We start from the raw sequence: 21,440 nt of genomic DNA, 5'->3' as shown, positions 1-21,440 counted from the left end.
CGTACTCTGCAGGAATGCGCTCAAACGCCCCCGCTTGCAAAATCGCGTCCTTTTTATTACGATGTTTTTATGCAGGGAACGGTCGTCGACGGAACGAATAATTTTTTTACGGTGCGCTGCACTGACGGAAAACCGCGCTCGTGTTCGCTCAAAGGAAAGATATTAAAAAGCGAAGACCGGTTTTACAACCCGCTCGCTCCGGGCGACATTGTGGAAGTCGAAACCGATAAGCTCGATTCTTCGAAGGGGCAGATACTCTCGCTCGTGCCGCGCAAAAACTCGTTTGTACGCTGGAACGTCAAACGCAAATGTCCGCAGCTTCTTGCGGCAAACCTCGATTTTATCGTTTTGGTGACGACACCCGACGAACCGCCGTTCCGTCCGCGTTTTATCGACCGCGAACTCGCGCAAGCCGAATGTCAAAATCTCGAACCGATTATCGTATGTAATAAATGCGACCTCGCAGCCGGTGACGACATCGATTTTCAAGCGCGCACAAAAATATGGGAAGACCTCGGATATGCGGTATTGTATGTTTCGGCGAAAACGGGTGCGGGTCTCGATGCATTGGCGCGCACGCTTTCAGGGCGCGTTGCTGCCTTTGTCGGGCAGTCGGGCGTCGGAAAGTCGAGCCTTATAAACGCGCTTGCGGGAAACGAAGCGCTCCGCACGGGGGATTTAAGCCGAAAATATGAGCGCGGCGCTCATACGACGACAAAGGGTTCGCTCAATACGATCGTCATCGATAAGCGCTTTACCGGACGAGAGGGAGATGAGGCTTCGATCATCGATACGCCGGGTATCCGCCGCTTTGTGCTGCACGACATTGCAGCGGAAGATTTGGCGCTTTATTTCCGTGAGTTCAAACCGATCGTCGGCAGCTGCACATTCGGCATGAGCTGTACGCATACGGCGGAGCCCGGCTGCAAAATCCTCGAAGCCGTGTACGCGGGCGTCATCACCGAAGAACGCTATGCGAGCTGGATGCGCATAAAGGATGAAATGAAATCGCAAAGTTGGGAAGATTAGCATGGATGCATCAGCACTTTCCGAGCTTGACTATTTCCGTATCAGAGACGAAGCGGCCGCCTACTGCGTAAGCGAAGAAGGGAAAAAGAGTTTTTGCGAACGGCTTCCGCTTACGGACGAAGCGAAAATCGAAGCGCTTAAAAATATAAGCCGCGATTGGAGCGCATACAACTCGTCTTCGTTCGGAATCGGGCTTTTTTCGTGGCCTCCGGTCGCTCCTCTTTTTTTTCGTATAAGCGTTCCGGGTTCTTCTCTTTCCGTCGAAGAGTTTCACGCGCTTTCGCTCTTTTGCGCTTCGGTCAAAAAACTTTCGTCGCACATCGAGGGAGCCGAAAAAGAGCTTTCGATCGAAACGCTTTCCGAAGCCGTCCGACGCCTTCCCGATTTAACGAAGCCCGCGTCCGAGATCGCACGCGTCGTAGCTTCCGACGGAGAGCTGAAAGATCTTCCCGAACTCCGCGAGATAAAAACGAAAATCGCAAACCTCAATAAAAAAATTCAAAGCATTATGCGCTCGTATACGGCAAACCAAAAGCTTTCCTCCGCCCTCGAATCGACGGTGCCCGCTCTCCGTTCGGGTCATCAAGTGCTCGCGGTCAAAGCTTCTCACAGAAGCCGCATTGCGGGTATCGTGCACGAAGTGTCGCAGTCGGGACAAACCGTGTACATAGAGCCGGAAGAATCGGTACGGACGGGAAACGAACTGCTCGAAGAAGAGGCGAATCTCCAAATTGCGGTCAAAGCGATTTTAAAAAAGCTTACCGCATCGCTTGCGCCTCATGTGCCCCTGTTCGAAGCGGCTCTTCCTTCTATGATCGCGATCGACGAAGCTTATGCGAGGGCGAAATGGGGAGGTGAACACCGCGCGGCCTATGCGCTTCCCTGCGGAAAGGATGATGCGCTCTCGCTGCTTCAAGCGCGTCATCCCCTGCTCGGAGAAAAAGCGGTACCGATAGACGTGCGCTTTATGAGCGGAAAAAGAGTTTTAATAATCACGGGGCCGAATACCGGCGGCAAAACGGTTACGCTTAAAACGATAGCGCTCTTTTCGCTTTTGAACCAAAGCGGCTTTCCGATTCCCGCAGCGGAAGGTTCGCGCCTTGCGATCTTCGATAAAGTGTTTGCCGACATAGGCGACGGACAATCGATCGACTCGTCGCTTTCGACGTTCGGCTCTCACATGAAAAACATCGCACGTGCGATCGCCGAATGCGGCGAAAAAAGCCTCGTCCTCCTCGACGAACTCGGAAGCGGTACCGATCCGCAGGAAGGTGCTGCGATCGGCATGGCGGTTCTCGACGCGCTTATCGAAAAAAAAGCGTTTACGCTCGTGACGACGCATCAGGGCGTGCTCAAAAATTACGGATGGACGCACGAAAGCTGCATCAACGCGTCGGCCGAGTTCGACGGGAAAACCCTCGCGCCGACTTACCGCATACTCATGGGCGTTCCGGGCGAAAGCCGCGCCCTCGACATCGCGCAAAAAAGCGGTCTCCCTCCTTCCGTCGTCGAAAAAGCGAGAGAGTATATCGCGGGAAATACCGCCGATATTTCCGCCCTTATCGCGGGGCTTACGGCAAAGCACGCCGAAGCCGATGCTCTCGTGCAAGACTGCCGTCGGAAAGAAGAAGAACTCGCGGAAAGGCAATACGTTCTCGACGCGAAAGAGCTCGAAAACCGACAAAAGGAGCAAGAGCTGCAAGAGGCGGCGCACGAAAAAGCCGAAGCTTTTCTTTCGGAAAGCCGGAAGCGTCTTGAAAATCTCGTTCGCGTCATCAGAGAGGGCGAAATCACGAGGGAAAAAACGCTCGCAGTAAAACGCCACATCGACGAATTGACGGAAGCGGTCGCCTCGCAAAAAAAAGCGCTCGACGAAAAAGGCGAAAAACTTTCCGATGCGCAAAACGCATTTAAAAATATCACTCCGATGCCGCATCCGAAAAGCGCGAAGCCGACAAAACGCCGCGTGAAAAACGCCGAAGCGCTCCGCGCGCTCCGAAGCGCCGGCAATGCAAACGAAACGAAAAGCAAAGCGCCGTCCTTTGAGCCGGGGACTGCCGTCATTGCAGGTGAAAAACGTATGAGCGGCACGATCGTTTCGCGTACGGGCAAGGAAAGATTTCTCGTACAGTTCGGTTCGATAAAAATCGAAATGAAGCAAAAAGATTTGACGCCCGCCGCTTCGCTCTCGCTTTCATCCGCACCGCTTGTCACCGTCGAAACGAAGCGCGAAAGTGCGGGCGAACATCCGGCTTTCGAACTGCGTCTTTTGGGACTCCGCGAAGCCGAAGCGATCGCCGCCCTCGAACGGCAGCTCGACCTCTGCACGATTCACGATTTTAAGCGCTTCAGCGTCATACACGGAAAGGGAAACGGCGTGCTGCAGCAGGCGGTGCAAAATTATCTTTCGCACTGTGCGGGCGTAAAAGCGTTTTGTTTTGCGCCTCCCGAAGACGGAGGAGCGGGAAAAACCTACGTCGAGCTGCATTGAAAGGGTTCGAGACTTCCGATTGTATGTTCGGCGAAAATGAGGTATACAATATACGATGGCTGTAAAAGAAAGGCGTGCGCGGCTTGCCGCGATAGAAAAACTTATTAAAAACAACAGGATCGAAAGCCAGGAGTCGCTGCTCGCCCACTTGCAAAAAACGGGGTACGATGTGACGCAGGCGACTCTTTCGCGCGATTTGAAGCTGCTCAAAGTCGGCAAAATGAGCGACGGAAAAGGCGGCTATATCTACACGCTCGAAAAAGAAGAAGAGCGCACGGAAGCGGAAAAGATTTACATTCAGGATTTTTTGCGCGGTTATATCAGCATAGACTGTTCGGGCAATATCGTCGTCATTAAAACTTTTCCGGGACACGCGAATACGGTCAGCAACGCGCTCGACAATATGGACTTGGACGATATACTCGGCACCGTTGCAGGCGACAATTGTCTCTTTGCATGTCTTCGCGAAGGGGTAAGCGGCGCGCAGTTTTTAAAATCGCTCAGGCAAAAGATTCCGGGACTCGAAGCGTGACGGTTCTGCTCGGCATCATCGCCTCTCTCGTTTTTTCGGCCGCAGTCGTTTCGGTCGTCGTCAACGTTCGGGAATGGAAGTGGCGTGCAGATATTCAAACGTACGAAGGCGCAAAAAAGCTCGATAAGCTCGGCTACGAAAAACTCATCCTCGAAAGATACCGCGCAAAATCGCATCACAGAACCTATCGAAGCGAAAGCGATTATATCGCCGTGCCGCTCGACGCTCCGATGCGCGAAGGGCGGAAGCTCAAAGAAAATTGGATAGCGATAAACGGTCTTTCGTCGATCGTCGACGGGAGCGTATTCGCTTCAGACCCGCCCTTCGACGAACTGCGCCTTTACGGCATAAAAGACGGAGTGCGCCGCCTCGTCCGTAAGTATGCGTACTATCCGGAAAATTACCGCGATATAAAAGCGCGCGTCGAAGCGTATAATGCACAGCGGGACGCACTTCGTCGCACTACAAAAGCGCTTCCGTAAAATACGGCACGTAAGTGACGAGCATGAGGACTGCGAACTGTACGATCAAAAACGGAATGATGCCCCTCACGACGCGGGAAAGCGGCTTATCGAAGGTATAGGACGAAATAAACAGATCCATGCCGACCGGCGGCGTCAAAAATCCTATCGAAAGGTTCATCAAAAATATGACAGCGGCTCTGACCGCACTCACGCCGAAAGATTCCGCGAGCGGCAGCAAAAGCGGGGAAACGATGAGGATCGCGGAAAACATATCCATGAGGCAGCCGACGACGATCAGGACGAGGTTCATCAATATCAAAAACACGTACGGATTTTTTACGTACTGCGTGATAAAGTCCGTCAGGATAGCGGGGACGTTCGCATCGAGCATAAAATAGGAGATGCCGGACGCGGCGCCGAGTATAAACAAAACGCCGCCTGAAACGGGAACGCTCGAAGCGACGATACGGGCCGATTTTGTTAAAGTAAAATCGCGGCGGACGAATACCGAAAGACAAAACGCGTAGATGACGGCGAAAGCCGCAACTTCAAAGAGATCGAACACGCCTTTAAAATAAAACACTGAGATAAAAAGCGGCATGAGCAGTTCGGGGATGCAGTGAAGGAGAGCATTCCGCGCTTCTTTTACGGAAAACTTCGGCCGCTCTCCCTTTTTGTCCAATACGGCTCCCGTCACCATCATCGAAACCGCCATAATGCAGCCGGGGATAATCGCGCCTTTAAAAAGTTCGAACACGTCGACGGAAAAATAATTGACGGTCGCATACATGATGATCGCGGCGCTCGGCGGAAAAAGCAAACCTATCGCGCCGGATGCGGTTACGAGAGATTCGGCTCTGTCTTTGGAATAGCCCGAACCCGTGAGTACGACGGCAAGCAGCGGGCCGAGCGCGAGGATCGTTATGCCGGAAACGCCGGTAAAGGTGCTGAAAAACGTCGTCACGATGACGGCCGCGATAACCGTTCCGCCGCGGAACGGACCTATGAGCGATTTGAATACGGCGACATAGCGGTTTCCCGCGCTGCCGTGCGCGAGGATGTAGCCCGCAATCGTAAAGAGGGGAATCGCCGCGATATTGCGGTCGGTGAGTATGCGGTACGTTTCAAGCGGGATGACGTCGACGTATCCGCCGCTCGCGGAAAAGAGCACGTATGCGATGCCGCCGAGCACGAGAAAAAGCGGCATACCGCAAAACGCGAGAGCTGCGAAAATGACGATGAGCGGCAAAAGCGCGATTTTCGAAAACGAAAGCCACGCATCGTTTATCGCGTACAGGGACTGTGCGTTTTGTACGCCGAAAAGATAATACAGGATGCCGGTAAAGGGTCCCATCGAAATAAGGATGCCGAGTGCGATGCCGATGACGGCGGCGATGAGATCGCCTTTTCTGCGTGCGATCGCGAAAATGATGCCGAAATAGCACAGCGGAAGCGAAGCGAAAAAAATCCGCGTACTCATGCCCCAAAAACGCGCATCGAACTGCGCGGGATTGACAAGCTGGCAGAGCGCGTCGATAAAGAGCGCCGAGAGGATACAGTTTGCAGCTCCCGTTTTGACCGCTTCGATCGAGCGGCGTATCTTTTCGCCGAAAGATGCGCTCACCGACGCGAGACTCAAATGCTTTTCTTCGCGCCATGTTATGAGCCCTGCGAGGCTTGCGAATAAAAATACGAAATGGAGCAAAGCGATATCGGCGCCGGGCACTTGCACACGGCACAGACCCTGCATAAATTTAAAAAAGAGCGGGAGCGCGGCGATGAGGGCGATGAGGATGACCGCTAAAGCGTTTTCGATTTTTCGCAGCATAGTATTCACCGGTTATTCACCGCGGCGGCGTTTTAAAAGCGCTTCGATATCGGCATAAAATTTTTCGTCGAGGAGTCCGGTTTTTATCATCGCGGCGGCGTCTTTGTTGAGCGTCTCTTCCATGACTTTGCGCTCCGCGGCGGTGAGCTTGACGAGGGTACAGCCGCCTTCGACGCAGCGGTCGAGGTATTCTTTGTCGGAAGAACGCTGAGCTGCGATAAAATTTGCCTGCGCTTTTTTGACTCCGTTCAGCATAGCCGTTTTATGCGCGGGGGAAATGTCCGCCCACGCAGGAGCCGATATGATGAGGGCTGCCATAACGGGGCATATCGGCGCATCGAGAATATAGGGCAGCGATTTATAATACTGCCCCGCATAGGCATACATCGGAATCGAATAAAAACCTTCGACGCCGCCGGGCGTTTTTACGCTTTGCAAAAGTTTATCGGGCGAAATATCTTCGGTGCGGAAACCGGCCGCTTTGAACGCATCGGAAAGCTGCGGCAGCCCGATGCCGGCGACGGAAAGTTTTTGCGTCTTTAAATCGGCGGGCGTATGCACCGGTTTTTTCGTATAAAAATACGCCCAGCCGACGTTAAACCAGCCGAGCAGCACGTAACCTTTTGCGGAAATCGCTTTTTGAAACGTCGGCGCAAACGTGTCGAGCACAAAATCGACTTCTTCCTGATTCCGAAACATAAACGGAACGGCCGTCGTCAAAATATGCGTTTCCGGCGCGAGCGTTGCGATACCGAGGCTCGTAAAGATCGCTCCGTCGATCGGCGCTTTTTGTCCGGGACGGATCGTGTTGAGCTTTTGCACGACGCCCGTCTCTCCGCCCATCGCGTTCGTTCCCATAAACTGCAGCTGGATCGCGCCTCCGGTATCTTTCGCCCAATCCTGCGCGAGGATGCGCTCCTGCACATCCCATGCGGAACGGCTCGGCGCGACGGTCGCTATTTTAAGCGTTTTTACCTGCTGCGCCGGCAATACGGCGACGCACGCAAACAGCATCGAAAAAATAATAAAACGTAATTTCATATCGTATTCCTCAATCGAAAATTAATAAATTACCGGCCGCAATTCGAAGCGAATGCGGCGATCACCATTCGAGAAAATAATCCGACGCATGTTCGAGCAATCGTTTCGCTTTTTTTTGCACGATCGTCGTCATAAGGCGGCTCGAAGGATCCGCATCGGGATCGATCGCGAGCGCTTTACGAAGAGAGCTTTCAAAGCCTCCCCTGTCTCCCGCGGGAACGCATATCGCCTCGGCATAGGTAACATAGGGACCCGGCGTTTTTCCGCCCGATGCGCGGAGCGCTTCGTTGTAACAATGGAGTCCCCTTTCCGTATCTCCTCCGAATTCGGGAGGAGCGCTCATGTAAAAATTACACAAAAGCTCCCAAATCGCACCAGCATTGTAATCGGGAGCGAGAAAAGCAGCGCGTTCGAGGATCAGAGCGGGAGAACGGATAGTGCCGAGAAGATCGGCGCTGAGCGGATCGAGGCTGAACGCACCGAGCCAGCCCGCACACGCCCAATAAGAAGCTTCGACATCGTACATGCCGAGCTTTGCGCATGCTTTTCTGACCGCCTCTTCGTCTCCGCTCAAAACGGCGGCGCGAAAACCCGCGTGTCTTCCGTCGAGAGCTTTAAGGCAGAGATCGCGGCCGCGGAGGTAGTGCAGCTTTGCGCGCTCGAACGCTTCGTGCTGGCGATCGAATTCTTCGTTCGGCAGCGTTTCCGCAGGAGTTTGCACGAACGCGTTCGCATACATGATATTGAGCGAACCCGTCATCGTCATCAAACCGATATGGCGGGGATTCGCAGCTTGCAGGATTTCATAGCTTTTGAGCACCGTCGGGAAAAATTCTCCGACGAGCGTTACGTCCGTTTCGCCGGTGATCGCGAGCATAGGATCGGCGGCGGACGCTTTTTTCTTTTGCGGAACGCCCTTGCCGTTTGCACCCGCGAGCGCCGTGGAAACTGCATTGCCGACGAGCGTTTTGCACGAAAGCAACAGCGATGCGGATAGAACGAGCGATGCGAACGCCGCTTTTTGTATGAGCTTCATATTTATACTATATAACAAAACGATATCTTTCTCAACCGCAAGAGCAAGACTGCAAGCGGCGCGTCTACAAATCGATTGTATCGGCGGGAGTTTTCGGAATCGGTATGTCTTTTTCGCCGAAGATGATTTTTTCTATCGAATCTTTTTCAACCGCGTCGAGCCTGAGGCGCAGTTCGGATTTACCCGTCGGAATATTCACCGACGCTCCGTCTTTTCTGTACGTCGGAAGAAAAAACGTAAAAATCCACGGAATGGTTGAAAGCCCCGAATCGTCGATGATAAACACGGGTATGTAGTTTCCGTTTACGTCTTTTCCGAAAATCAGCTGTTCTTTATTTATTTTTCGGTACGGAATTTTTTTCGAAGCGTCCAAAGGATTGTCGATCGACAACAGTATTTCGAATATTTTTTTCCCGTTCGTATCCGCAAAATCAAAGGTGTCCCGTTCGTCTTTATCGATTTCCCGTATGGAAACGAAGGAAACGGAAAGTTTATTAATTTTATTGAGCAGTGCTTTGTTCCAACCTTTTTTTATACCTTCGTATGAATGTTCCGCAATGTTCGCCGTCGTTTCTCCGACGCTTTCGGCGATTTTATTTACGAGCGGATCGCCGTTTATCAAAGCTTTTGTTCCGATAACGATCGAACATGAAAAGAAGACAATCCACAACAATCCGGAAACGCCCGAACGTATGAGCGTATTTTTTTTCGGCTGTTTTTTTATCGTTTTTACGATCAGCATGACGATAAAAATCCAAAACAATAATCCCGCAATCGCTGCAAGCAATCCGAATAAAATCGCGGCAATCATGCATCCGCCTCCCATAATAAGTAAATGTATTTTACTACTTTATCCGAAAAAAACTTAAACGGCAACAGATCGCATTTTCATGTGGGGTTTACGCACTCGGCAGCCCGGCCCTGTGTTTTTCGCCGAAGATGATTTTTTCATAACAACCCAAACAAACGATAAAGTCATATTCTGTCGGTAATTTTAATACGGTTCTATCATTTATATTAAAGCACGGTTTATTCCTCTAACAATTTCATTACGTTCTTGGCGTCTTTTATTTTGTAAAACCCCGGAACGCTCAATTCAGAGGATAATCCGTATGACGTAAATCCGGATCGGTGAAAAAAACTCGGCTGTTCGGCGAACAGAATAGTTCCTGTTCCGTTTGCATATTCTATCAGTCTTAATGTAGTCCATTTCCCCTTCGGTATGCTTTCGATTCTTTTGTATTTTACAATTATTACTCTTTTATCCGTAACAAAATATTCTGTATTTTTTCTATTTAGATAATCATGTATAAAGCGTCCTATCGTAATGTAAATTCCCGCTAAAATAAAAGGTATGCCCCACAACGTAAAAAAAATAGGAGCATCCTTTATTCGTAATACGTTTATTTCCCAAAAAACAACAAATCCCGCCCATAATACAGAAAAAGGAATCATAAAAATATCTGATTTTGTAAATACAATGCCTTGTTTAGGTTTTCCTTTCCAAAGCAAACTTTCATCAATATCAAATTTCATAAGTACTCCCAGCGCTTCGCTCCGGCAGAGCGTCCGTATAACATTCGCTTAACCTGTTATTGATAATTAAATACGGCTTTTCTAATACTCACTATTTATTTCTCGGTCTTTTTTGTCAATGCTATGCGTAACATCAGCAGACTTAAACATAAGGTTACCGGTGTAAATACTAATTTTTCAAAAAGTGTTTTTGCAAGTATATTTCCAACGGTATTAAAAGAAAATATTATAAACAAAATCCACGCAATAATTTTACCGGCTGCTTTTTCTGAGAAATATTTCTTGTATAAGAGCACATATAGAAGACAAATTGTTTGTATTAAAATTGAAATTAATTCGAATATAAAAAGTTCACCTTTTGTTTTCAGTTGTCCGCCCCATAAGTAGTCTACAGGTATAATATCTAAAAATATTATTGAAATTATTATAGCAATATGGAAAACCATAAAAACAGAAAAAACAATTTTCAATATCGTTAATGTTTTTTCAATAGAAATCATAGAACCTCATCCATATTATATTAATCGAATAATATGGATTTTTATAGATGGTATACGATAAGACAACGCAAATTTTACATTCTCCCCTGCGCGGAGCGTCCGCCTGACATTTACTTAACCTGCATTTGCGGCTTGTCCGCGTGTCGGCTACGAACCTTTGCTATACGAATACAGCTTTTTTTGTGTTAATACACCATGTTCTTTTTCTGAATTCTTTGCAAGAAGATATATACAATATTGGTTCATACTTACTCCTTCCTTTTTAGAATCTTCGACAAGAGTCTTGTGCAAAGATTTCGGAATACGTAGTTTGAATTGACCGGAATAAGAATCTACACTTTTCGGTTCTGCGATTTCAATATGTTCTTCAATGGCAGCCAAAAGCCACGCCTTTTTTGCATCTTCTGCATTATTAACCGCATCCGAAATTGTTGAACCGCACGTTATACAGCCCGGAAGATCTGGATATGAGGCTACAAAACCTGATTCCGCCGAATCCGGAACAATCTCCTGTTTATAAGGCATTTTCATATATTTATTATCTTATCTCTCTTTCCGTTTATAGTATATATCTTCTGTACTTTAATCTTTTTATCAGGCCAATATGTATACTTTACTTTTTGAACAGATTGCTCTATAAGTTCTTCATTTTCAGTCTGATTTTGCCTCAAGCGTATCGCGTTGATACTCTATAGTTTTTACTTCCAGAGTTTCCAAAATTGAAGGAATTATTTTTTCCAATTCAGAATCTTTAATTTTTCTATCAATTGCAATATATAGAATTTTATCTTTACAAGGAAACAGATATACTTCTCTGAATGAATTTGATCCGGTTTTAACAGTCTCTTTTACACCCTCAAGGCCGTTTGCAGTTTTCACTTTTACAACATCCGATTTTTTAACCGAATGTGTTTCCTTTAGAAAATCCCCGAAAGCAATCAAAAAATCCGTCCATGTATCGTGATATATCGAAAATTCAATAAGTTGAAATGAGCCTATTGAAAAAAATTCCCTAAAAGGTTTTTTTAGTGAAAAACCGGCCCAATAAGAATAATCGACCGTTGAATATACTTTTGCAAAGTTTTTCTGAGCAGGAAAAAGTTTATTTTGGAGTGCGGTAAATTCCTTATACCCGGCCGGTAAAATAAATGAAAAATCATCCTCTTCTATTTTTATTTTACCGCGAATTTCAAAATTGTAATTGCCGGTATAACCGATGTTTTCATCATCAAACATCGCACCGATACACAAGTAATTATCCTCGTAGATATATTCGGAACCGTCTTCAAAAATTATTTTTAGATGAATTAACCATTCATATTCAGAACCGTAATATTCCTCATATAATTCTCTTGTAATTCCCCCAATTCTGCCCGACGGAATTTTCTTAAGAACATATTTACATTTATTGTTTTTTATTTGAACCGGCATTTCGTAACATACGGTTTCATTATTGTTCTTATCGAGAAATAAAAGTTTTGCCGTTCCTTCAACAGCTTTTTCTTTCGGTATTGTAAACGTTATTTTTTCGATATCATCTTTGTAGTACATCTGCGAGTATTTATACGATGAACTGAAATTTTGCTGAGCATTGCAATTCAACAAACAGATATTAAATAAAATTAAAAATACATAATTTTTTTTCATTTCCCAACCTTCACACTATCGGCGTGTACGCCTAATATCGTTTTAAAGTGCAAACGGGCGATGCTCGTTCTTAGTCGCCTTTTTCGGGAACATAATTTGATTTTACCATTCTTCTTTACCCGTTGCATAACCTGTTGAAATTTCCGAATGAATGTTATCAGGTGTAACAAAAGCCAGCATATCATCAAGCGATTTTTTCTGAGGAAGAATTACCATTTTGCCCTTTTCAGCAATTACTTCGATTTTACTGCCGCTTCTTACATTGTTATCTTTTGCCCAAAAAGAAGGAATCCTAAAACCGAGGCTGTTGCCCCATTTCTGAACTACTGCCTGCCTAACACACCTCCATATAGTGAGAATGTCGGTTTTGAACGGCGGTGCTTTTTCATTGTATATCCAATGTGCGGCCCGATGCGGGCGTCCGAACATCCGCCTAAGCTGCATTTGCAAAGCAGTGTCAGCCTTAAAGCGGAGATAGATTAATAATCACCTGTAGTAACGGCTTTCCTCAAAATAGCATTTATTCTCGTTTGATAACCCTTACCTAAGGATTGAAGTGTTGCAAGAATATCTGAATCTATTTTTATGGAAATTGTTTTTTTAACGGGCGTTACATTCCAATATGCGTCATGCGCCGGTCTTAGCCTTGCAATTTGTTCTTTTGTCAGTTTTGGACTATCCTCATCATACGATATTGGATAATTTTTTATTTCTTCCAATCTTTCAGCCGTTAATTTTTTTGAAGTAATCATAATATTCCTCCTTTAAGTCTTTATCTGCTTGACGTGCGGATATTAACCGTATTCTGTTCTTCTTCTCAGTAAAAAAGACCAGAACTATCAATATTCCGTTCAAGTTTCCGATCCCGTAATACCTATCTTCTTTTTCGGAATGCTCAAAATCATACCCTGTTAAAAAGGTCGGGTCATCGAATACTTCCAATATTTCTTCAAAAGCTATTCCATGCTTTTCAATATTGGCACGGTTTTTCTCTTCATCCCACTCAAAACGATTATCTTTACTTATAATTGTTTTCCCCATGAGTAAAATATATATTGATAAAGATATATTGTCAAATATATTTATTCGTTGAAAGAAAGTATTTTATAATTTACTTTTTTATTTATAAGAAAGGTAAAGTTGGCGCGAAAGTTGCATAAAAAGGGAGTCGCAGGCAACCGTCTACTGCTTGCTGCAATCCCCTGCAAAGTCCATACCCTGTCGGTCCCGCTTCATAGCCGCAGACAAACAGTATTTCTTCCCGGTGCTTCTTCTTTATTGCCTCCAAATATCTGACTTTTCCAATATATTAAACCTTTTTTATTATACCCATCTTCACAAGTTGCGCAAGGAACTTCGCGCTTCGCGCTCGTTGCAAGCCGCACGGGGAATTTCGCGTTTCGCGCTCGTTATAAATTGAGCAAGGAACTTCGCGTTCCGTACCGTTTGCAAGAGGCTTGTCCGAAAAGCGCTCCGCAATTCCGCGTAAATTTGCTTTTTAAACCGATTATTACTGTGGAGGGAATGGCGAATTCGACATTCCCCCGGTACGGCAACGGAAAAAAATAAAAGGGGAAACTATGCAAATCGAAAAAGAAATCTATAGCGACGGCGAAGCGGGCTTGGACGACGACGCGCTCGGTGCGGCAAAACGCGCTTTCGGCATAAGCTACCTCTATCCGTGGCAGCGCCTCGTCATCGCGAACATCATCGACGCGTATCGCAGCAGGAATACGGAAACGAATGACACCGGCGCTGCGGAAACGAATGACGCCGGCGCTGCGGAAGCGGACGGCATTGCGGCCGAAGCGAAGAACATTACAAACGATGCGGAGAAAGCGGCAAATGCGGCGAAGGCGGATATTTCGGATGCGGGCAGTGAAGACGCGGCCGAATACGGCAAGCAGATAATCCTCCTTCCGACGGGAGCCGGAAAGTCCTTGTGTTTTCTCGTTCCCGCCCTGCTTTTGGACGGGCCGACGCTCATCATCTATCCCCTCCTCGCACTCATGGCCGATCAAAGGCGGCGTATGGAAGAAGGGAATATCGGCAATGTTACGTTTCGGGGCAGCCAAAGCGCCGAAGAGCGGGCGGAAAATTTCAATAAAATAAAAGCGGGTGCGAAGATCATTTTGGCGAATCCCGAAGTGCTGCAAAACGAAGCACTGGTCGCCCGCCTTTCCGAATGCGCAATCGCGCACGTCGCCATCGACGAAGCGCACTGCGTTTCCGAATGGGGCGACAGTTTCCGCCCTTCGTATTTGACGCTCGGAAACATCATCAAAAAACTCGGCTCGCCCCTCGTCACCGCTTTTACCGCGACGGCTTCTCCCCGAGTGCTTTCCCGCATAGCGGAAGTGCTTTTCGACGGAAGCGCGCGCATCGTGCGATCGGAAAGCGATCGTCCGAATATCCGCTACCGCGTCGAATACAGCTGCTGTAAAAAACACACGGCGCTCATGCTCGCGTACACCGAACAAAGGCCGATGATAATTTTTTGCCCTACGCGACTCCGCGCCGAAGACATCGCGCGCGATCTTATGCTCTGTTACGGAAAAGAAGCGGCGCGATTTTATCACGCGGGTTTGGAAAAATCGGAAAAGGATGAAATCGAAAAATGGTTTTACGATAAAACCGATGCCGTCCTCTGCGCGACCTGCGCCTACGGTATGGGTGTCGATAAAAAAGACATCCGCACGATCGTTCACATCGATGCGCCGAACACGGCCGAACAATATATTCAAGAAGCGGGACGGAGCGGACGCGACGGAAAAGATGCAAACGCGATTTTGCTGTGGAGTCCCGCGGACACTGCCCGCTTTTCACGCTTTCCGAAAGGGAGCCGCGAATACGCGATGAAAAAATTCGCCGAAACGAAAAACTGCCGCAGGCAAGTGCTCCTCGACGCACTCGGCGCGGAACAAGCGGTGTGCAGCGGCTGCGACATCTGCGATGCCCAAAAGAAAGCCGAAGCGAAAGAGAGGTTTTTCCGAACGATGCCTCCGTATAAAAAAATATACTGTCTTGTACGAAATCGTTTTTTCCCGGCTGCGCGCGACGAAGACTTCGCCTTGCGTTTTATCGCAAATCACCGGAACGCATACACAAAAATCGAACTTGAAGGAATGCTGCTGCCTCTCTTAAACGAACGCTCGCAAAAAATCTGCGGTCTCAATACGTGGGAACACGATACCGTTTCCGAACTCGTCTTTCAGCTTGAAAAAAGCGGCCGCATTTGCATAAAAACCTTTCCGTGGAAAGGCAAAGTCGGCATCCCGCGCGGCAATAAACACGTATGTGTAAGTACCGTATAGCGCTTCGCACAATTTTACATAATTTTCTTGACAAAGCCGAAAAACGGGTTTATTCTTTTTATAAATAGGTGTTACGTAACACCTGCAAAAGTTTAAAACAGGAGGTTGTGATGAAAAAGCTACTCACCGTACTTTTCATTGTCGTTTTTGCCGCATCGTTGTGTTTTGCGAGCGGAACACAGGACGCAAAAGGAACATCGGTTAAAATGTTTCAGCTGAAGGTTGAAATAAAAGATGCGATCGACTCCTATGCGGCAGACTACAGCGCCGCGACGGGGATTCCGGTAAGCGTCGAAACGCTCGGAGGCGGCGGCGATTACGGCGGAACGCTGAAGGCAAAGGCTCAGTCCGGAAATATGCCCGACATTTTTCAAATTGAAGGACAGGGCGGCTACGATCTTTGGAAAGACTATATTGCCGATTTAAGCGATCAAAGCTGGGTAAAGGATACCGACCTTGCGTTTAAACAAAACGGAAAGGTGTACGGTTTTCCGGTTGCGATCGAAGGATACGGCTTAGCCTACAATGCCGATATTTTGAAAAAAGCCGGTGTCGATCCTGCAAAGCTGACGACCCGCAAAGCCTATGAAGACGCTTTTAAACTTATCGATTCGAAAAAAGCGGAACTCGGACTTGATTCGGTCGTATCGATGGCGGCCTCCGTTGCCGGCGGTATGTGGTGGGTCGCGGCCCAGCACAACTTGGCCTGCTATTGGGGCGGCGGTCTTGCTTTTGACGATACGTCGATTATCAAGATGGCGCTGAAAGGCAAGCTGGACGAAAAACGCTTCGACCAATACGCGAAATACCTGCAGCTTTTGTTTAAATACGCCGACAAAAACATTTTGCAAAACGGCAGCTACGACAAGCAGGTGTCGGCTTTCGCGCGCGGCAAGGCGGCATTTTTGCATCAGGGCAACTGGGTGGATCCGAACCTGAAGCAGCTGGGCGTTACTTTTAAAATCGGCTATGCGCCGCACGCCTTCCTCGATACCGAAGAAAAAGGTTTGTATCTGTTTGCTCCGAGCTGGTGGTGCGTCAACGCGAAGAGCCCCAACGCCGAAGCCGCAAAAGCCTTTTTGGCTTCCATAGCCGGAACTCCCCGGGGACACGAATTTTTGGTAAAAAAAGCGGGCCTGATTCCCGCCTTTAAATCCGTAAAACTGCAGCCGGAAGGCCAGTTGAGCCGCGCGCTTATGGAAGCGAACGCCAAAGGCGGCAACTACGGCGTATTTTTCGGCATGCTGCCCGACGGTGCGGGACGGAACGTGTTCGGCCCCATCTTCGACTTGTTTGCCCAAAACCCCGACGCTATCGAACAATTTAAAGCCGATATGAAAAAGGCCGTTGCGGGACTGCCGAATATGTAAAAAAACGAGGATGTCGGAAATTTGTTTTTCCGGCCCCGTGTAATTAACATACATGTAATTAAGGAGCTGTCCGAAAGTTGCAATTTTCGGACGGCCGCCGTTGATTTTATTTTTAAGTTTAAGGAAATACCGATGAAACAGAGCCGCACGGTAAATATTTTATTTATTGCTCCCTGCCTGTTTGCTTTTATAATGATAATCGTCATTCCCTTCGGGTTCGGGCTGTATTATTCGCTGACCGATTGGAACGGGGTTCGCAGCAGCGTACAGTTTGTCGGTTTGGCAAACTTTAAATATCTTTTTACCGCTCCCGATTTTTTATATTCGTTTTTGATTACGATAGGCTTTACGCTTATAAACATCGTTTCGGTTAATATTGTCGGTTTTATTTTATCGCTTCTCGTAACTTCGAAAGTCAGATTCCGCAATTTTTATCGGGCGGGCTTTTTCGTTCCCTATCTTATAGGCGGAATCGTTTTAGGTTATATTTGGCAGTTTATTTTAAATAATGCGCTGGTAATGCTCGGCAACAAGCTTTCTTTAGGTTTTTTGCAGTCGTCGCTTTTGAGCCGCCCGAATACGGTTATTTGGGTTATGTCCTTTGTAAATACTTGGCAGTATGCCGGATATATTATGCTCATTTTCGTTGCGGCGATTCAGGGAATTCCTTCTTCGCTTTTGGAAGCGGCGAATGTCGACGGCGCGAGCTATTTTACACGGATTTTCCGCATACTTATTCCGATGATGGCGCATGCGTTTACGATTTCGTTTTTTTTAACGCTCACTTCGTCATTTAAACAATTCGATATGAACTTTACGCTTACAAACGGAGGACCCGCCACCCGCTTTCTCGGTTCGCCGATTAAAGCCAGCCAGCTTTTGGCAATGAATATTTTCGATACGGCGGCGGCAAACCGCATGGCCGAAGCGCAGGCGAAAGCGGTGATTTTATTTTTGGCTTTGGTAATCGTATCGTTGATACAGGTAAATGTGAATAAGCGCAGGGAGGTGGAACTGTGATAGGCGGCGGAGAAAAATATACGCGCCGGATTCTGGCCGAAATCTTTGCGCTCGTGCTTTTTGTGCTTTTTATGGTACCGTTTGCAATGGTTGTGCTCAATTCGGCAAAAACGTCAAAAGAAATTATAAGCAATGCGTTAAGCCGGCCGGAAAATTGGAAACAGCTGTTTACGAATATCGGCCTTATTTTCGGCAATGCCACCGTCGATTATCCGGGCGCCTTTGTGGACAGCGTCATTATTACGGCCGTATCGCTTACGGTTATAGTGATCTTTTCGTCAATGTGCGCTTGGGTACTTGTGCGCAACAGAACCAAGTGGTCGACCCTTATTTTTATGCTTTTCGTTGCGGCGATGGTTATCCCCTTTCAAGTGCTTATGTATCCTTTGGTACGCTGGCTGCGGGTTATAGGCGATTTTTTGCACATACGGCTTTTGGGAACCGTCCACGGCATCGCTTTTGCCTATTTGGGATTCGGCTGTCCGCTTTCGATTTTTATCTTTCACGGATTTATAAAAAATATCCCGTACGAACTTGAAGAATCGGCAACGATAGACGGCTGTTCGCGCGGTATGATTTTTTTCAAAATCGTTTTTCCGCTTTTGCAGCCGATCATCGTTACAGTGCTCATTTTGAACGGCATTTGGATATGGAACGATTACCTGCTCCCGCTTTTGGTTTTGGGTTCCAACGGGAAAGTGCAAACCCTCCCGATTGCGGTAACTTCGTTTGCCGGCGCTTACTTAAAACAGTGGGATTTGATTTTAACGTCAACCCTGCTTGCGATGATTCCGATTATCGTATTATATCTTTTTGCGCAACGCTATATTATCAAGGGAATGGTTGAAGGTTCAATAAAATAATAAGAGCATCTTTATGGAGGTTTTTATATGAAGATTGTGTTGGTCGGTGCCGGCAGCGCTCAATTCGGGTACGGTACGCTCGGCGACATTTTTTGCAGCAAAGTGTTAAAAGGAACCGAAGTCGTACTGCACGATATAAACGCTCATACGCTGAAAACGGTATACGAAACGGCGCATGCTTTTATACAAAAGAATAAGCTCGATTTTAAAGTTAAAGCCGAACTCGACAGAAGAACCGCTTTTAAAGGCGCGAATTTTATTATTTCATCGATCGAAGTCGGCAACCGTTTTGAACTGTGGGATCAGGACTGGAAAGTGCCGCAGCAGTTCGGTATTCATCAAGTATACGGCGAAAACGGAGGCCCCGGCGGCGTGTTCCATTCGCTGCGCATTATTCCGCCGATTTTGGAAATCGTAAAAGATGCGGTTGAAATTTGCCCCGACGCATGGATTTTCAACTATTCAAACCCGATGACCGCGATTTGTACGGCGGTAAACAGAGCGTTCCCAAAAGCGCATTTTGTCGGCATGTGCCACGAAATCGGCTGGCTCGGCAGATGGCTTCCGCCGATGCTCGATATGAAGCTCGACGATATTTATTTTAAAGCGGCGGGTTTGAATCACTTCAGCTGCATGCTCGAAATTAAAAACAAAAAAACGGGCAAAAACCTGTATCCGGAAGTGCTTAAAAAAGCCGATAAGTTTTTTCATTACGAATCCGGCTACAGCGATGTGTGGGACATGTATCGCAAAACCGGAAAATTCGAAGAAACCGAACGCTTTTACCGCCGGCAGTCAAAAGGAAAAAGCGCTTACGAATGGGCAGACCGGCGCCTGCATAAATTCATTTTGGAAACCTACCGCCTGCTTCCGATAACGGTAGACAGCCACTTCGGCGAATACATCGGCTGGGCGTGGGATCTTGTCGACCATCGCGGAATTCTCGACTTTTACGATTTTTATAAAGTCGAACTGCGCGAAAAACCCGCTCAAATAAAGCTCGAAACGCACGAGCGCGTTATTCCGATAATCGACGGTATAATTAAGAATTCCGGCTATGAAGAATCGGCTGTCAATATTCAAAACAACGGGCTTATCGAAGAGCTTCCTTCGTGGATTACGGTTGAAGTTCCCGCCGTTATCGATAAAAACGGTGTTAACGGAATTCCGATTAAAAAGCTGCCCAAAGGGTATGCGGCTTTGCTTCGGAATTACTGCGGCGTGTACGATTTAACCGCCGAAGCCGTTTTGAAAAAGGACAAAAACCTTGTCGTTCAGGCTTTGCTTGCAAACCCGGTCGTCAACACGGCGTCCGTCGTTAAGCCTATGGTTGACCATATGATTAACGCGCAGCGAAAGTGGCTCGGCTATTTAAAATAAAAAAACATGGCGACAATAAAAGAAATTGCGGCGAAAACCGGAGTCAGTGCGACTACCGTTTCCAATGTGTTACACGGAAGGACGGCAAAGGTTTCCGCCGCAAAACTTAAAAAAATTCAATCCGCAATCGAAGCCGAAAAATATACGCCGAATATGGGTGCCGTACTGCTTGCGCACAGTGTTTCGCGCATAATCGGTGTAATCGTTTATATGGATCCGCGAAGCGATGAAACCGTTTTTGAAGATCCGTTTACCGGAGCGATGATCGGCGCCTTGGAACGGAAAATCCGGGAAAGCGGTTATTATATGATGCTGTATGCGGCGCGGGAGCCGCAGGAAATTTTTAAGCTCATTCAAAATTGGAAGCTCGACGGCTTGCTGCTTTTTTGGGTTCCGATCGAAATCTGTTCCGTTGTCCAAAAAAAACCGATGTGCCCCTTGTTTTTATCGATTGTTATTTTGATGACGACGGATTGGTTTATCATAATATCGGCTTGGATGATTGGCAGGGAACCTATCAGATGACTTGGTATTTGCGCGAAATGGGGCACTCGGCGATAGCGTTTTTAGCCGACCGCAAAGATCCCGTCGGCGGCGATCGCGACCGTTTGGAAGGTTTTATGCAGGCTTTGACGGACAGCGGCATAAAGAATCCCGAAAATCATTTTGTTCCGCTGTCGAAAGACTGCGCCGAACGGACGGACGTTTATAATTTTTTATGCGCGGATAAAAAGCCTTTTACGGCTTTGTTTTTTTCCGCCGACTATTATGCGGCCGAAGCTTTAGCGTACTTTCAAAAACAGGGTTTGCGCATTCCCGAAGATCTTTCCATAGCGGGATTCGACGACAATATTTATGCAAAAGTTGTAAATCCTTCTCTTACAACGGTTTATCAGGATGTGTTTCAGCGCGGCTGCGCCGCCGTCGATATGCTCGTAAAGCTCATTAAAAAACAGCCCGTAGAAAAACCGAATGTTCATTTTCCCGTGCGCTTGATTTTGCGCGATTCCGTTGCGCGCTTAGACTGTGCGAAACGGGTCTGAGCTTGCCCGATAGTATAGCAGCTTGTAAATTATATATCGTATGCTATTGTAGCTATATGCATATACATACGAAAAAAATGATTGCTCCGATAATAATCGTTTTTTTGTACTATGCGGACGAAGATTCCGTTTCATCCGATTCCGAAGCCGCTTCCGCTTTTTGCGTTACCGCCTCCGCTTCGACCCGCCGACGTTTTTTCCGTTTGGGCTTTTTCGTATAATTTGCGACAAAGACGGCGAAGTCCATAACTAAAAATACAGCGATCGCCGTGCCGATGACGCGTGCGTCCGTGAGCACGGATCCGGCGAGTGAAAGCGTCGAAAACATATCTTTCATACTGTAATT

Annotated in this window: 23 protein-coding genes; 11 read left to right on the top strand and 12 right to left on the bottom strand. The window is 47.4% G+C overall.

Going from position 1 to position 21,440, the window contains the following annotated elements:
- Window positions 1-69 precede the first annotated feature (69 nt).
- Genes rsgA through HMPREF0860_RS07575 form a run of 4 tightly spaced genes read left to right on the top strand, consistent with a single transcriptional unit; the run spans window position 70 to window position 4,534 of the window.
- Complete coding sequence (rsgA, locus tag HMPREF0860_RS07590; protein WP_021331313.1) at window positions 70-1,029, top strand: ribosome small subunit-dependent GTPase A; 960 nt, start codon at window positions 70-72, stop codon at window positions 1,027-1,029.
- 1 nt (window position 1,030) lies between these two features.
- Window positions 1,031-3,520 (top strand): endonuclease MutS2, encoded by a 2,490-nt coding sequence (locus HMPREF0860_RS07585; RefSeq protein ID WP_021331340.1) that lies wholly within the window; start codon window positions 1,031-1,033, stop codon window positions 3,518-3,520.
- 55 nt (window positions 3,521-3,575) lie between these two features.
- A complete protein-coding gene (locus HMPREF0860_RS07580) occupies window positions 3,576-4,052 on the top strand; it encodes an arginine repressor (RefSeq protein WP_021331332.1) in 477 nt (158 codons plus the stop codon).
- Window positions 4,049-4,534 carry a hypothetical protein gene (locus HMPREF0860_RS07575; RefSeq protein WP_021331312.1) on the top strand — a complete coding sequence of 162 codons (486 nt, stop codon included), beginning with the start codon at window positions 4,049-4,051 and terminating at the stop codon, window positions 4,532-4,534. Before HMPREF0860_RS07580 ends, HMPREF0860_RS07575 begins: the two co-directional genes overlap by 4 nt.
- Here HMPREF0860_RS07575 and HMPREF0860_RS07570 read toward each other — a convergent pair.
- The 11 genes from HMPREF0860_RS07570 to HMPREF0860_RS07520 form a co-directional block, all read right to left on the bottom strand.
- On the bottom strand, window positions 4,515-6,344 hold the full coding sequence (locus tag HMPREF0860_RS07570; protein WP_021331319.1) for a TRAP transporter large permease: 1,830 nt from the start codon (window positions 6,342-6,344) through the stop codon (window positions 4,515-4,517). The genes HMPREF0860_RS07575 and HMPREF0860_RS07570 overlap by 20 nt on opposite strands.
- A gap of 12 nt (window positions 6,345-6,356) precedes the next feature.
- A complete protein-coding gene (gene dctP, locus HMPREF0860_RS07565) occupies window positions 6,357-7,385 on the bottom strand; it encodes a TRAP transporter substrate-binding protein DctP (RefSeq protein WP_021331318.1) in 1,029 nt (342 codons plus the stop codon).
- A 61-nt stretch (window positions 7,386-7,446) separates the two neighbouring features.
- Window positions 7,447-8,421, bottom strand: coding sequence for a TRAP transporter TatT component family protein (locus HMPREF0860_RS07560; RefSeq protein WP_021331329.1), 975 nt, complete (start codon window positions 8,419-8,421; stop codon window positions 7,447-7,449).
- A 64-nt stretch (window positions 8,422-8,485) separates the two neighbouring features.
- The gene (locus HMPREF0860_RS07555; RefSeq protein ID WP_021331303.1) at window positions 8,486-9,232 is read right to left on the bottom strand and encodes a hypothetical protein; all 747 of its coding nucleotides are present in this window, start codon (window positions 9,230-9,232) and stop codon (window positions 8,486-8,488) included.
- A 218-nt stretch (window positions 9,233-9,450) separates the two neighbouring features.
- Window positions 9,451-9,957 (bottom strand): hypothetical protein, encoded by a 507-nt coding sequence (locus HMPREF0860_RS07550; RefSeq protein ID WP_021331302.1) that lies wholly within the window; start codon window positions 9,955-9,957, stop codon window positions 9,451-9,453.
- 95 nt (window positions 9,958-10,052) lie between these two features.
- Window positions 10,053-10,457, bottom strand: a complete 405-nt coding sequence (locus HMPREF0860_RS07545; RefSeq protein ID WP_021331333.1) for a hypothetical protein — start codon at window positions 10,455-10,457, stop codon at window positions 10,053-10,055.
- Between the two features lie 147 nt (window positions 10,458-10,604).
- Window positions 10,605-10,988, bottom strand: coding sequence for a type II toxin-antitoxin system HicB family antitoxin (locus HMPREF0860_RS07540; protein ID WP_021495636.1), 384 nt, complete (start codon window positions 10,986-10,988; stop codon window positions 10,605-10,607).
- A gap of 120 nt (window positions 10,989-11,108) precedes the next feature.
- On the bottom strand, window positions 11,109-12,008 hold the full coding sequence (locus tag HMPREF0860_RS07535) for a hypothetical protein (protein WP_156005605.1): 900 nt from the start codon (window positions 12,006-12,008) through the stop codon (window positions 11,109-11,111).
- Between the two features lie 198 nt (window positions 12,009-12,206).
- On the bottom strand, window positions 12,207-12,455 hold the full coding sequence (locus tag HMPREF0860_RS07530; RefSeq protein WP_038081523.1) for an AbrB/MazE/SpoVT family DNA-binding domain-containing protein: 249 nt from the start codon (window positions 12,453-12,455) through the stop codon (window positions 12,207-12,209).
- A gap of 128 nt (window positions 12,456-12,583) precedes the next feature.
- Window positions 12,584-12,856, bottom strand: coding sequence for a BrnA antitoxin family protein (locus HMPREF0860_RS07525; protein WP_021330987.1), 273 nt, complete (start codon window positions 12,854-12,856; stop codon window positions 12,584-12,586).
- Entirely contained in the window at window positions 12,828-13,145 is a 318-nt protein-coding gene (locus HMPREF0860_RS07520; protein ID WP_038081509.1) for a BrnT family toxin, read from the bottom strand. Before HMPREF0860_RS07520 ends, HMPREF0860_RS07525 begins: the two co-directional genes overlap by 29 nt.
- Window positions 13,146-13,684: 539 nt before the next feature.
- On the opposite strand from HMPREF0860_RS07520, the gene HMPREF0860_RS07515 reads away from it, so the two are divergent.
- The 7 genes from HMPREF0860_RS07515 (at window position 13,685) to HMPREF0860_RS14125 (ending at window position 21,094) form a co-directional block, all read left to right on the top strand.
- On the top strand, window positions 13,685-15,418 hold the full coding sequence (locus HMPREF0860_RS07515; protein WP_021330979.1) for a RecQ family ATP-dependent DNA helicase: 1,734 nt from the start codon (window positions 13,685-13,687) through the stop codon (window positions 15,416-15,418).
- A gap of 110 nt (window positions 15,419-15,528) precedes the next feature.
- Window positions 15,529-16,788, top strand: a complete 1,260-nt coding sequence (locus HMPREF0860_RS07510) for an ABC transporter substrate-binding protein (RefSeq protein WP_021331022.1) — start codon at window positions 15,529-15,531, stop codon at window positions 16,786-16,788.
- 132 nt (window positions 16,789-16,920) lie between these two features.
- On the top strand, window positions 16,921-17,808 hold the full coding sequence (locus HMPREF0860_RS07505; RefSeq protein ID WP_021330975.1) for a carbohydrate ABC transporter permease: 888 nt from the start codon (window positions 16,921-16,923) through the stop codon (window positions 17,806-17,808).
- Complete coding sequence (locus HMPREF0860_RS07500) at window positions 17,805-18,671, top strand: carbohydrate ABC transporter permease (RefSeq protein ID WP_021330980.1); 867 nt, start codon at window positions 17,805-17,807, stop codon at window positions 18,669-18,671. Before HMPREF0860_RS07505 ends, HMPREF0860_RS07500 begins: the two co-directional genes overlap by 4 nt.
- 27 nt (window positions 18,672-18,698) lie before the next feature.
- The gene (locus HMPREF0860_RS07495) at window positions 18,699-20,051 is read left to right on the top strand and encodes a family 4 glycosyl hydrolase (RefSeq protein WP_021331035.1); all 1,353 of its coding nucleotides are present in this window, start codon (window positions 18,699-18,701) and stop codon (window positions 20,049-20,051) included.
- Window positions 20,052-20,057: 6 nt separating this feature from the next.
- On the top strand, window positions 20,058-20,576 hold the full coding sequence (locus HMPREF0860_RS14130) for a LacI family DNA-binding transcriptional regulator (RefSeq protein ID WP_021331008.1): 519 nt from the start codon (window positions 20,058-20,060) through the stop codon (window positions 20,574-20,576).
- Window positions 20,483-21,094 carry a LacI family DNA-binding transcriptional regulator gene (locus HMPREF0860_RS14125; RefSeq protein ID WP_231364422.1) on the top strand — a complete coding sequence of 204 codons (612 nt, stop codon included), beginning with the start codon at window positions 20,483-20,485 and terminating at the stop codon, window positions 21,092-21,094. Before HMPREF0860_RS14130 ends, HMPREF0860_RS14125 begins: the two co-directional genes overlap by 94 nt.
- A 109-nt stretch (window positions 21,095-21,203) precedes the next feature.
- On the opposite strand, the gene HMPREF0860_RS13815 is transcribed toward HMPREF0860_RS14125, so the two are convergent.
- Window positions 21,204-21,431, bottom strand: a complete 228-nt coding sequence (locus HMPREF0860_RS13815; RefSeq protein WP_021331030.1) for a hypothetical protein — start codon at window positions 21,429-21,431, stop codon at window positions 21,204-21,206.
- Window positions 21,432-21,440 lie beyond the last annotated feature (9 nt).

It is taken from the genome of Treponema socranskii subsp. socranskii VPI DR56BR1116 = ATCC 35536 (genome assembly GCF_000468115.1).
GTDB lineage: Bacteria > Spirochaetota > Spirochaetia > Treponematales > Treponemataceae > Treponema_D > Treponema_D socranskii.
This window is presented reverse-complemented; position numbering and strand designations above follow the sequence as displayed.